Annotated in this window: 11 protein-coding genes; 7 read left to right on the top strand and 4 right to left on the bottom strand. The window is 44.4% G+C overall.

The features are described from left to right. Positions 1 to 60: 60 nt before the first annotated feature. The 6 genes from clpP (at position 61) to R7070_RS10045 (ending at position 7,585) form a co-directional block, all read left to right on the top strand. Positions 61 to 687: an ATP-dependent Clp endopeptidase proteolytic subunit ClpP gene (gene clpP, locus R7070_RS10070; protein ID WP_005382347.1), complete on the top strand. Its 627-nt coding sequence runs from the start codon at positions 61 to 63 to the stop codon at positions 685 to 687. Between the two features lie 70 nt (positions 688 to 757). Further along, positions 758 to 2,038, top strand: a complete 1,281-nt coding sequence (clpX, locus tag R7070_RS10065; protein ID WP_005382345.1) for an ATP-dependent protease ATP-binding subunit ClpX — start codon at positions 758 to 760, stop codon at positions 2,036 to 2,038. A 130-nt stretch (positions 2,039 to 2,168) separates the two neighbouring features. After that, positions 2,169 to 4,520 (top strand): endopeptidase La, encoded by a 2,352-nt coding sequence (lon, locus tag R7070_RS10060; RefSeq protein WP_005382343.1) that lies wholly within the window; start codon positions 2,169 to 2,171, stop codon positions 4,518 to 4,520. Between the two features lie 191 nt (positions 4,521 to 4,711). Next, positions 4,712 to 4,984, top strand: a complete 273-nt coding sequence (locus tag R7070_RS10055; protein WP_005382341.1) for an HU family DNA-binding protein — start codon at positions 4,712 to 4,714, stop codon at positions 4,982 to 4,984. Positions 4,985 to 5,185: 201 nt separating this feature from the next. After that, the gene (gene ppiD / locus R7070_RS10050; RefSeq protein WP_318141201.1) at positions 5,186 to 7,045 is read left to right on the top strand and encodes a peptidylprolyl isomerase; all 1,860 of its coding nucleotides are present in this window, start codon (positions 5,186 to 5,188) and stop codon (positions 7,043 to 7,045) included. A 255-nt stretch (positions 7,046 to 7,300) separates the two neighbouring features. Further along, the gene (locus tag R7070_RS10045; protein ID WP_031777211.1) at positions 7,301 to 7,585 is read left to right on the top strand and encodes a ComEA family DNA-binding protein; all 285 of its coding nucleotides are present in this window, start codon (positions 7,301 to 7,303) and stop codon (positions 7,583 to 7,585) included. A gap of 98 nt (positions 7,586 to 7,683) precedes the next feature. Here the strand turns inward: R7070_RS10045 and rrtA are convergent, their stop codons facing one another. After that, the gene (gene rrtA / locus R7070_RS10040) at positions 7,684 to 8,235 is read right to left on the bottom strand and encodes a rhombosortase (protein ID WP_005382331.1); all 552 of its coding nucleotides are present in this window, start codon (positions 8,233 to 8,235) and stop codon (positions 7,684 to 7,686) included. A 3-nt stretch (positions 8,236 to 8,238) separates the two neighbouring features. Between rrtA and R7070_RS10035 the strand changes: the two genes are divergently transcribed. Further along, on the top strand, positions 8,239 to 8,853 hold the full coding sequence (locus R7070_RS10035; RefSeq protein WP_025766956.1) for a tRNA-uridine aminocarboxypropyltransferase: 615 nt from the start codon (positions 8,239 to 8,241) through the stop codon (positions 8,851 to 8,853). A gap of 6 nt (positions 8,854 to 8,859) precedes the next feature. Here the strand turns inward: R7070_RS10035 and R7070_RS10030 are convergent, their stop codons facing one another. The 3 genes from R7070_RS10030 to R7070_RS10020 all read right to left on the bottom strand — a co-directional run bounded on the left by R7070_RS10030 (position 8,860) and on the right by R7070_RS10020 (position 12,087). Next, positions 8,860 to 10,182, bottom strand: a complete 1,323-nt coding sequence (locus R7070_RS10030) for an anti-phage deoxyguanosine triphosphatase (RefSeq protein WP_085569942.1) — start codon at positions 10,180 to 10,182, stop codon at positions 8,860 to 8,862. Positions 10,183 to 10,197: 15 nt separating this feature from the next. Next, positions 10,198 to 10,782: a 5'-deoxynucleotidase gene (yfbR, locus tag R7070_RS10025; protein ID WP_062730721.1), complete on the bottom strand. Its 585-nt coding sequence runs from the start codon at positions 10,780 to 10,782 to the stop codon at positions 10,198 to 10,200. A 90-nt stretch (positions 10,783 to 10,872) separates the two neighbouring features. After that, a complete protein-coding gene (locus R7070_RS10020) occupies positions 10,873 to 12,087 on the bottom strand; it encodes a pyridoxal phosphate-dependent aminotransferase (protein ID WP_053303263.1) in 1,215 nt (404 codons plus the stop codon). Positions 12,088 to 12,247: the final 160 nt, after the last annotated feature.

Genomic DNA, 12,247 nt, shown 5'->3' with positions numbered 1-12,247 from the left:
GCTAACAATGGTCCGTATGATAGTCATCATCCGGGCCATTTATTTTAGGGACATAAGAATATGAGCTACCAAGAAAAAAATGCAATGTCGCCAATTATGGACGCGCTAGTACCAATGGTGGTTGAACAAACTTCCCGAGGCGAACGCTCTTACGACATCTACTCACGTCTGCTGAAAGAGCGCGTGATTTTTTTAACGGGTCAAGTGGAAGACCACATGGCAAACCTTGTCGTGGCTCAGCTACTTTTCCTAGAATCTGAAAATCCAGATAAAGATATTTTCCTATACATCAACTCACCAGGCGGCAGCGTAACAGCAGGTATGTCTATTTACGACACCATGCAGTTCATTAAGCCAAATGTGAGCACAGTATGTATGGGTCAAGCATGTTCAATGGGTGCCTTCCTGCTTGCAGGTGGTGCGCCAGGTAAGCGTTACGTACTGCCTAACTCTCGTGTAATGATCCACCAACCATTGGGTGGTTTCCAGGGTCAAGCTTCTGATATCCAAATCCATGCTCAGGAAATCCTGACGATTAAACAGAAGCTAAACAAGTTGTTAGCAGAACATACAGGCCAACCTCTTGAAGTCATTGAGCGCGATACTGATCGTGATAACTTCATGTCATCAGAGCAGGCTGTGGAATACGGTATCGTGGATGCAGTGTTAAGCCACCGTGGCGAGTAATTTGCCAGCGCATTTTGGCAAAAATTGATATACACTCATTCATGAAGAGTAAAGGCTAAGAGGTTAGCGAATGACAGATAAAAGCAAAGAAAGTGGCAGCGGTAAATTGCTGTACTGTTCTTTCTGCGGCAAAAGTCAGCACGAAGTTCGCAAGCTAATCGCAGGTCCGTCAGTGTACATTTGCGACGAGTGTGTCGACTTATGTAACGATATTATTCGCGAAGAAATCAAGGATGTTCTCCCTAAGAAAGAATCTGAAGCGTTACCAACGCCAAAACAGATCCGTGAACACCTTGATGACTATGTGATCGGGCAAGATTACGCGAAAAAAGTGCTCGCAGTTGCGGTATATAACCACTACAAGCGTTTACGCAATGGTGATACAACGAGCGAAGGTGTGGAGCTTGGTAAGAGTAACATCCTTCTAATTGGTCCTACAGGTAGCGGTAAAACACTACTTGCGGAGACATTAGCTCGATTCTTGGATGTGCCATTTACAATGGCAGACGCGACGACACTAACCGAAGCCGGTTACGTAGGTGAAGACGTTGAAAACATCATCCAAAAGCTTCTGCAAAAATGTGATTACGATGTAGCTAAAGCGGAACGCGGCATCGTTTACATTGATGAAATTGATAAGATTTCACGCAAAGCTGAAAACCCATCTATTACGCGTGACGTATCTGGTGAAGGTGTTCAGCAGGCGCTACTAAAACTTATCGAAGGTACGGTTGCATCGGTTCCACCTCAAGGTGGTCGTAAGCATCCTCAGCAAGAATTCCTACAAGTGGACACATCTAAGATCCTGTTCATTTGTGGTGGTGCTTTTGCTGGCTTAGACAAGGTGATTGAGCAGCGTGTTGCAACAGGTACAGGTATTGGCTTTGGTGCTGAAGTTCGTTCGAAGAATGAATCGAAGACGGTAGGTGAGCTATTTACTCAAGTTGAACCTGAAGACTTAGTGAAGTACGGCCTCATTCCAGAATTCATTGGTCGTCTACCTGTAACAACAACACTGACTGAGCTTGATGAAGAAGCGTTGATTCAGATCCTATGTGAACCGAAGAACGCACTGACCAAGCAATATGCAGCATTGTTTGAGCTAGAAAACGCCGAACTTGAATTCCGTGAAGATGCGCTGCGCGCTATCGCGAAAAAAGCAATGGAGCGTAAAACAGGTGCTCGTGGCTTACGCTCGATTCTTGAAGGCGTGCTACTTGAAACCATGTACGAATTACCATCTGCAACAGACGTTAGTAAAGTCGTGATTGATGAGTCCGTCATTAATGGCGAGTCAGAGCCACTGCTTATTTACAGTAACGCAGACAATCAGGCAGCTGGAGCAGAGTAAATTCAGCCATAATGAAAAAGGAGGTAAGTAATTACCTCCTTTTTTTATTTCTCTTATTGAATCCAAACAATTAGCCCCCATATACTGCCTTAAGTAATACGTTAAACGTGAAAGCGGAAGAGAGAATTATATGAACTTGGAACGTTCCGAGCGTATCGAGATCCCGGTACTACCTCTACGTGACGTAGTGGTCTACCCACACATGGTTATTCCATTGTTTGTTGGTCGTGAGAAATCGATTAGCTGTCTAGAAACGGCGATGGAAACCAACAAACAAGTTCTTCTTGTGGCACAAAAGCAAGCGGATACTGACGAGCCTACGGTTGACGACCTATTTGACGTAGGTACGGTAGCCACCATTCTCCAGCTCTTGAAGCTTCCGGATGGCACAGTAAAAGTATTGGTCGAAGGCCAGCAGCGAGCAAAAATCAATCACTTTAAAGAGAGTGACTTTTTCCTAGCGGAAGCTGAATTTGTTGTTACGCCAGAATTGGATGAGCGTGAGCAAGAAGTGATTGTTCGCAGCGCGATTAATCAGTTTGAAGGGTTCATTAAGCTAAACAAGAAGATTCCACCAGAAGTGCTAACGTCACTTAATGGTATCGACGAAGCCGCACGCTTAGCGGATACCATTGCGGCTCATATGCCGTTAAAGTTGGTGGATAAGCAGCAAGTGCTTGAAATTGTTGACGTCACTGAGCGTCTGGAATTCCTGATGGGCCAGATGGAATCAGAGATCGACTTGCTGCAAGTTGAAAAACGAATTCGTGGTCGCGTTAAAAAGCAAATGGAAAAATCTCAGCGTGAGTATTATCTGAATGAGCAAATGAAAGCGATTCAGAAAGAACTTGGTGAGATGGAAGACGCACCAGACGAGTTCGAAACGCTACAGAAGAAGATTGACGAATCAAAAATGCCTCAAGAGGCACGTGAAAAGACAGAGCAAGAGCTGCAAAAGCTTAAGATGATGTCTCCAATGTCTGCTGAAGCAACAGTGGTTCGTAGCTACATCGATTGGATGGTCAGCGTTCCTTGGGCTAAGCGCTCAAAAGTTAAGAAAAACTTAGCGAAAGCAGAAGAGGTTCTTAATGAAGATCACTACGGTCTAGAACGCGTCAAAGAACGTATCCTTGAATACCTGGCGGTTCAAAACCGTATCAACAAGCTAAAAGGTCCTATCCTTTGTCTTGTTGGTCCTCCTGGTGTAGGTAAAACGTCTCTTGGTCGTTCAATTGCTTCAGCTACAGGCCGTAAGTATGTTCGTATGGCGTTGGGTGGTGTGCGTGATGAAGCGGAAATTCGTGGTCACCGTCGTACTTATATCGGCTCATTACCAGGCAAATTGATCCAGAAGATGTCGAAGGTTGGTGTGAAGAACCCGCTGTTCTTATTGGACGAAATCGACAAAATGTCTTCCGATATGCGTGGTGATCCGGCATCGGCTCTACTAGAAGTACTTGATCCTGAACAGAATAACTCGTTCAACGATCACTACCTAGAAGTGGATTACGATCTCTCTGACGTTATGTTTGTTGCGACATCGAACTCGATGAACATCCCGGGTCCATTGTTAGACCGTATGGAAGTTATTCGTTTATCTGGTTACACCGAAGACGAGAAGCTGAACATTGCAAAACGTCACCTTGTTGATAAACAAGTGAAGCGTAATGGCTTGAAAGCGGATGAGATCGTCATTGAAGATTCTGCGATTATTGGCATCATTCGTTACTACACGCGTGAAGCGGGTGTCCGTAACTTAGAGCGTGAGATTTCTAAGATCTGCCGTAAAGCGGTGAAGAACATCTTGCTGGATAAGGACATCAAGTCAGTAACGGTAACGATGGACAACCTAAAAGAGTACTTAGGTGTTCAACGTTTCGATTACGGTAAAGCGGATGAAAGTAACCGAATTGGTCAAGTAACTGGCCTAGCTTGGACCGAAGTGGGTGGCGATCTATTAACGATTGAAACTCAATCAATGCCAGGTAAAGGTAAGCTGACACAAACGGGTTCTCTTGGTGATGTGATGCAAGAGTCTATCCAAGCAGCAATGACAGTGGTTCGCTCTCGTGCAGAAAAGCTAGGTATCAATACTGACTTCTACGAGAAGAAAGATATTCACGTACACGTCCCGGAAGGCGCGACACCAAAAGATGGCCCAAGTGCGGGTACAGCAATGTGTACAGCATTGGTTTCTTCTCTAACAGGCAACCCTGTGAAAGCAGAAGTAGCGATGACGGGTGAAATCACACTGCGTGGTGAGGTTCTACCTATCGGCGGCCTAAAAGAGAAGTTACTTGCGGCACACCGTGGTGGCATTAAGACAGTGCTAATTCCAAAAGATAACGAGCGTGATTTGGAAGAGATTCCTGATAATGTTATCGCGGATCTGGAAGTTATCCCTGTACAGTGGATTGATGAAGTACTGAAAGTCGCACTAGAGCGAGACCCGACGGGCGTTGAGTTTGAGTCTCAAAAATAGTGATGTGTAGCAAAAATAAGTAAAAGTTTACGCTGATAAGCCCAAAAAGGCTTGTCAGCGTTTTTTTTGGGCGCTAAGTTAGTTTCGATAGCTGCCAGCCCTTGATGAATAAGGGGTGGAGCATATTTTCTTAACAATGGAACGAAAGTCATCACAAAAATAATCACAGATGACACAAAGGGGAAATTACAGTGAATAAAACTCAGTTAGTAGAACAAATCGCAGAAAATGCAGATATTTCTAAAGCGTCAGCGGGTCGTGCTCTAGATGCATTCATCGAAGCAGTAAGCGGAACTCTTCAATCTGGTGATCAAGTCGCTCTAGTTGGCTTTGGTACATTCAGCGTTCGTACTCGTGCTGCACGTACTGGTCGTAACCCAAAAACTGGTGAAGAAATCCAAATCGCAGAAGCAAAAGTACCAGCTTTCAAAGCTGGTAAAGCACTGAAAGACGCTTGTAACTAATCACGGCGTTATTTCTGTAACCGGCCATTTGCTTAACTTTTGCTCAAACAATAAGTTTCGAACAAAAATTTACAAACTTCGAGCCGAACTTTCTTAAATTATGCGCATCATACTGATGCGCATTTCTTTTTCTGATATTATTGCGCCATTATTTCTATTAGATAGAAGCAGTAGGCTTCAATTGTGGAGAGCAGTTAAATTATGATGGATCGACTACGCGAAGGCGTGAATAGCATCGCGGTCAAAATTATCCTTGGACTTATCATCCTGTCTTTCGTATTTGCAGGTGTAGGTAGCTACATCGTTGGTGGTAGCAACAACTCTGCAGCGAAAGTCGGTAACACTGAGATTCCTCGTGGTGAGTTCGAGATGGCATACCAAAATGAGCGTAACCGTATGCAAGCTCAGTTGGGTGACTACTTCTCTCAAATGCTGGCTGACCCTGCATATGTTGAATCTTTCCGCAAATCCGTTTTAGATCGAATGATCAATGACGTGTTGCTTGACCAACAAGCTGAAGCTTTGGGTCTGCGAATCAGCGACACTCAAGTGCGTAGCATGATTCTAGACATGCCTCAGTTCCAATCTAATGGTCAGTTTGATCAAGAGATCTATCAAGCTTCTTTGCGTCGTGCAGGCTTTTCGCCAGACTCTTTTGCTGAGTACATGCGTCGTGAATTGGTTCGTGAGCAACTGCTGAATGCGCTACAAAACAGTGAATTTATTCTGCCGGGTGAAGTACAAGCAGAAGGCAAGCTGTTCACTCAAACTCGTGATATTCGCACGATTCAGATCGACTTAGCGGAGTTTGCGAAAAATATTGAATTGACCGACGAAGAAATTCAAGAGTACTACAAAGCAAACCCAGACAACTTTACACGCCCAGAGCAGGTTAAAGTCTCTTACATCGAACTGTCAGCTGAAGCGCTAAAGGAACAAGTTAATGTTTCTGATGCTGAGGTGAAAAAGTACTACGACGAGCACTTAAACAAATACTCTTCAGAAGAGCAACGACGTGTCGCTCACATTCTTGTAGAAGGGGACGATGAAGCAAAAGCGCAAGCTATCCTAGATGAGCTAAACGCGGGTGCAGATTTTGCGACGCTTGCTCAAGAGAAATCTGACGATTTTGGCAGCGCTGAAAACGGTGGTGACCTAGGTTGGATTGAGCGTGATGTGATGGACCCTGCTTTTGAAGAAGCGGCATTCGCACTGAAGAATCCTGGCGATACGTCGGGTCTAGTAAAGTCGGACTTTGGCTATCACATTATCAAGCTTGAAGAGCTAAAAGATTCTGTGGCGAAGCCATTTGAAGAAGTCGCTGCTGAAATCAAACAAGAGATGGTCGACCAACAAGCGATCGATCAATTCTACGAGTTGCAAAATGAGCTTGAGCGCGTAGCGTTTGAATACCCAGACTCATTGTATGATGCTTCTCAAGCGGTTAACCAAGAAGTGAAGACAACGGACTTTATTTCTCAGGTTGATGCACCTGAAGTGCTTCGTAGCCCTGCGGTAATGCAAGCTATCCTAAGTCCTGAAGTTAAAGAAGATGGCCTAAACTCTGAAGCTATCGAAGTTGCGCCTGAGCATATTATCGTTGTTCGTGTTGAAGATGAGCTTGACGAGACAGTTCTTCCACTAGAAGAAGTGAAAGATCAGGTTGTTGCAGAGCTATCTCGTGTTAAAGGTGAGCAAGAAGCGATGGAACTTGGAACACAAGTCGTTGCGGCATTGAAAGAAGGTAAGACGAACGTGCTTGCTGAAAACAATCTTGCCTTTGGTGAACAAGAGACAGTAGATCGTCGTTCTCCGTTAGCAACAACGGTATTCGCGATGGCAAAACCAGTCGATGGTAAACCAGTATACGGTCAGTCTAAAGATCTTGAAGGTAACATCATTATCATCGAGCTTGACGCTGTAAACGCAGAGCTAGATAGTGAGTTAGAAGATCAAGTTGCGATGCAAATGCAGCGTGCATCTTCTCAGCAAGATTTATCATCTGTACTAGCCGTACTGCGTGCAAATACTGACATTGAGTACTTTGTTGTGAGCAACTAAGCACAATTAGTGTAATTTGTATGTTGAATAAAACGGACCGCATAAGCGGTCCGTTTTATTTTTGTCTTTATGAACTTCAATCATCAATAGGCATTACTTAAATTAGTGCGCGTTTAAGTGATAGCGGCCGTTGTGAATTTCGGGTCATCTCAGTTTGTTAAATGCATAACCATATTGCTTTCCATTGCAAACTTGATAGTGACTCGCTCTCGACGACTGTTTTTAGCCTACTATTTTGGAGATTGTATGTTCAATATGAAATGGATTTTGACATTGTGCTTATTTGTTTTTGCACCTTTTAGCATGGCTGCGGATTCAGCCACTGACAAATATGAAGGAATTGAAATTACTGTAAATATCAACACGGCCACTGCTGAAGAAATTGCGACCATGTTGAAAGGTATAGGTGAGAAGAAAGCGCAGAGTATAGTGGACTACCGCGAGGAACATGGCCCTTTTAAAACGGCAGCAGATTTGAAGAGCGTAAAAGGCATAGGTGAAGCGACAGTTAAGAAAAACGAAGACCGCATTTTACTGTAGCTTGATGTATTGCAGATATTGAGTCTGAATTCAGAACAATATCTGTTTCCCTATTACTGCTTTCCCGAACCAGCCCCTCTTTCGTGGTTCGGGATTTTTTATCCGAATAAACGACGGCGAAGGCCTTTTTCCAGTAAAGCCATTACTAACCCACCGAGTGCGCCAAACATATGAGCATCAATAGCAACGTTTGCACCGATAAGCTCAGCAGTACTGCTGGATGGGCCATAGACCTGCTCCCATGCTACTTTGGCGATTAGTCCTCCAACTAACAACACACTGCTTCTTCTGCTTTCAAAGACTTCTCTGAGCGCCCAAAATCCAAACAATCCGTGTAATACGCCGGATAAACCCACGTATACCGACATGTTGGTAAACAAATTCAGCGCACCAACACATGCACATAAGATTGAAAAAACGATAAGGAAGTTACGAGTGCTTGGGCGAAAAATAAAAGTAATGATCCACAATCCGGCGAGGTTCATTCCTAAGTGCGCAAAGTTGGTATGTGTGAGATTTCCTGTTACGATTCGCCACCATTCACCATGGCGTATATTGTAGCTGTGCCACTCGGTTAGGCTTGCCATTGGTTCAAATTGAAGTATCAAACAGATCACGCTGATAATACTCAGCAAGGTATAAAGGTTCACTCTATGTCTCGTTATTGTTCTCGTTGTGGAAAATCGCAAAAAGCGTGTATTTGCCAATGGATTGTACCGCTGGCAAGCGAGGTAGAACTTATCATTCTTCAGCACACGAGTGAAGAACATCGTCCGCTTGGTACGGCACGGATTCTCAATTTGAGTTTAGATAACTGTATTTGTTTGATAGGAGAGGACTTTTCTTGTGATGATGCCTTAAATCACTTATTAGCGGATGAGTCATATCAACATTTTGTTCTTTACCCATCAGAAGAGTCACGATGCATTTCTGAAATCACTCAAGCGAGTCATAGTGTATCTAAGAAAATACGTTTGATTTTGCTCGATGGTACGTGGAAAAAAGCGTACAAAATGTGGCAACTCTCAAGCAACTTACATCCACTCCCAACCGTGCAGTTGCCTAAGCAACTACAAGGGCACTACACCATTCGTAAGGCGCCCTCTGAGAATAGCTTATCGACAGTCGAGGCTGGTTATCATTCGCTTCGCTTGCTTGAACCCGAGCGAGACTTTACACCGCTGATGCGTGCGTTTGAAAAGATGATCGAATTCCAAATCGCCCAGATGCCTCCGGGCGTTTTTGAAAAGAATTACTTGAAAGGTTGAGTGTTACTAAAGAACGATGGAAGAGAAAAGTTGGCGGTGTAGCTTTTGCGCGTGACCATCGGTCATTGCAGAAATATAATCGGCGATGACCCTCATTTTATTGCTCTCGCTCTTCGCCTGACACCACAGATCTCTTGTATGAACGGGTAGTAATCGCTCTGGGTCTGCTGTTAACGCTTCAAAAATATCCATAATAATTTGCTGACCCTTATACTCAACGATCTGGACCTGCGGGACTTGGATAACGAAGGTGCTGACAAAGTGCTTGAGTACGTCAAGTGCACGTGCCATCTGTGGTTCTAAACACGCATTCCAAGACAGTAACGGGTTATTAAACGGCTCATCCACCGTTTTGATTGAAATGCTGGTCAGTAGCGCGTTAACCATACCACCGATAGCATCTTTCCGCTCATGGTGCTTACCGCTAAATAGCATCTGTCCGATGGAATCGATATGAGCTTCAAACCACGGGTCGCCACAGTCCGCTAATTGACTTGCTGCGCCTTCTTGCCATTGCTGACGTGTCACCATACCAAGTACGATTGCATCTTCTAAATCATGAACACCGTAGGCGATATCATCTGCTAGCTCCATGATTGAGCAGTCGATTGATTTAAAACGCGTTTTACTGTGCTCAAACTCCGATTCTGGCGTTGAACGCATCAGACTAAGCAATGCCTTGTCGTTGTCAGAAAGCGGTGCAATTACCCAATCAAATAAGTCTTTATCACAATCATAAATGCCTTTAGCTGGGCTCCAATCTTTTGCTTTTAGTTTACGTTGATGCTCGGCTGGTTGAGGCAACTTGACGGAGCGTGTTTGACTAATGAGGGCAGGGTACTTAATCAAACCAAACAGCGTGCGGCGTGATAAATTCATTCCGAAATGCTCGGTATAAGGCTCTAACTTAGTGACGATACGAAAGGTTTGGGCGTTCCCCTCGAAGCCGCCATGTTCGCGCATTACGTAGTTTAGAGCGACTTCTCCCCCATGACCGTATGGAGGATGCCCGATGTCGTGAGCCAAACATAATGAATCAATTAAGCTGTCTGATGGTAATAGTTCACGGAACTCTGGTTGTTTTTTCTTTAACTGGGCGACGATACCGGTCCCGAGTTGCGACGCTTCTAAGGAGTGTGTTAACCGACTGCGGTGAAAGTCTTCCAAGCTATTGCCGTGTACTTGGGTTTTTGCTTGTAGGCGTCGAAATGCAGCCGAGTGAAGAATGCGTGCTCGGTCTCGTTGGTACGGGCTCCGATGGTCGTCTCGACGGATTTTATGCTCATCATCATGGCGCTCTTGCCATTGCGGGTGTAATTCAAACGACACGATTATCTCCGTAAGCTAACTGATTTCATCTAACGATAATTCGAAACTTGGGGCAAAGGTATTGAGAAAGTAATCCATTTCAGGCGTTTTGCGTTCTTGCAAAGTGACGTCTAAGCGTTTTTTTGCCAGAGCGAACTCATGGTTACCGGCGCTTAGTTCTTCAAGACATTTTAAATAGGCACAGATGGAATCGGCTTGCTTAACGATTTTTGCGTCCTCTTCGTGTGCAGAGTGAGAAAGAAGATAGGGGGCAAAATCATCTTGGAACTCTTCCGGTAACATGGAGAGTAATTTTTGTTCCGCTGCCGATTCTATCTTCTTATATTCTTTGGCAATTTCAGGATTGTAATACTTCACTGGAGTTGGAAGATCACCCGTTAATACTTCGCTGGAGTCATGGTACATGGCAAGAATAGCGATGCGTTCTGGATTAAGGTTGCCGCCGAACTTTTTGTTTTTAATGAGGGCAAGGGCATGAGCGACAAAAGCAACTTGTAAGCTATGCTCTGAAACGTTTTCTGGTGAGACGGACCGCATTAAAGGCCAGCGTTGGATCAGCTTCATTCGAGCCAGGTGGGCGAAAAAATGGCTTTCTTTCATGGCTTTCTCCGTTTCTGGTGTAAAAAAGGAACTCACTAGGAGTTCCTCTAAGCATATGAGAGATCAGCACTAATTACTACCAGTGATTCATTACTGGCTGTAGGTTGATAGGAATCTTTCAAAACGTCCAATGGCGATTTCTAGATCTTCAACGTGCGGTAGTGTCACGATGCGGAAGTGGTCTGGTTTTGGCCAGTTAAAACCGGAACCTTGCACCAGTAAGACCTTCTCTTGTTTTAAGAAATCTAAAACCATCTGCTGATCGTTCTTGATGTTGTACATTTTAGTGTCGATTTTCGGGAAGAGGTACATCGCACCCTTAGGTTTGACACAAGAAACACCAGGAATCTGATTGATCAATTCATACGCTCGGTTGCGCTGCTCTAATAAGCGTCCGCCAGGTAAAATCAGTTCATTGATACTCTGGTATCCACCTAACGCGGTTTGAATGGCATGTTGCATTGGTACGTTTGCACATAAACGCATTGATGAAAGCAGCTCCAAGCCATTCACGTACCCTTGAGCCAGATGTTTAGGCCCCGTTAGGAACATCCAGCCACCACGGAAACCACAAACACGGTAGGCTTTTGAAAGGCCATTGAATGTCATGACTAGCACGTCTTCAGTGAGTGTGGCGACTGAGGTATGTGTTGCACCGTCGTACAACACTTTGTCGTAGATCTCATCTGCGAAAATGATCAGTTTGTGCTTGCGTGCTATCTCAATCACTTCAAGTAGGAAGTCACGGCTGTATACCGCACCTGTCGGGTTGTTCGGGTTGATCAGAACAATGCCACGTGTCTTTGGTGTGATTTTCTTTTTGATGTCTTCAAGGTCTGGGTACCAGTCAGCCTCTTCATCACATAGATAATGAACCGGCTTACCACCAGATAGTGCAACTGAAGCTGTCCATAACGGATAGTCTGGTGCTGGGATCAGCATTTCGTCGCCATTGTTTAATAGCGCTTGCATGGCCATTACGATCAACTCAGACACGCCGTTACCTACATACACATCTTCGACATCTAGCGAGCGTATACCTTTACGCTGATAGTGTTGGACCACAGCTTTACGAGCAGAGTAAATACCTTTGGAATCACAATAGCCTTGAGAAGTCGGCAGATTACGAATCACGTCGACTAAAATCTCATCAGGGGCGTCAAAACCAAATGGGGCAGGGTTACCAATGTTTAGCTTTAGGATTTTATGCCCTTCTTCCTCCATGCGCTTAGCATGTTTGAGTACAGGACCCCTAATGTCGTAGCAGACATTGTCGAGTTTTGACGACATCCCGATATTTTGCATTGTTTAATTCCTAAAAATTCGTTAATTTCTTTATTAAAATACAATAATTTGTTTTTTATTAGAATATATATCTGTAAATAATCTGTCTGCTGGTTAAGTTTTGCTCGCTTGCTATCACAGGATTTCGCAAAAGATCGCATACGACCTTGATTTGCTTTGG

Origin of the sequence: Vibrio sp. 1557 (assembly GCF_033340175.1) — a bacterium.
Lineage (GTDB): Bacteria > Pseudomonadota > Gammaproteobacteria > Enterobacterales > Vibrionaceae > Vibrio > Vibrio alginolyticus.
This window is presented reverse-complemented; position numbering and strand designations above follow the sequence as displayed.